This is a genomic window from Methylobacterium frigidaeris (genome assembly GCF_022179185.1).
GTDB lineage: Bacteria > Pseudomonadota > Alphaproteobacteria > Rhizobiales > Beijerinckiaceae > Methylobacterium > Methylobacterium frigidaeris.
The window spans coordinates 1-239 of the sequence record NZ_BPQJ01000343.1 but is presented as its reverse complement, the minus strand read 5'-3'; the positions used below and the strand labels follow the sequence as shown (position 1 = coordinate 239).

General features: G+C 70.3%; 1 pseudogene. It reads left to right on the top strand.

What is annotated here, in order from left to right:
• Positions 1-239 (top strand): annotated as a pseudogene (locus MFF64_RS37310) (poly(R)-hydroxyalkanoic acid synthase subunit PhaE); the annotation flags it as partial.

The window sequence follows — 239 nt, the reverse complement described above, 5'->3', positions numbered from 1 at the left end:
GAACACCAGGCGGTGATGCTGGATGCCTGGACCCGGGCGGCCGGCACCTTCGCCAAGGAGGCCAATGACCGTGCGGAGCGCGGCGAGGGCTTCAGCTCCGCCCGCGAGATGATGACCCGTTGGACCGAGACCGCCAACGCGGTTCTGCTGGAGGTCCAGCGCTCCGAGGCGTTCCTGGCCTCGCAGCGGGTGGTGCTGAAGGCCTCGACCGACCTGCGGCTCGCCCAGCAGGACCTCTC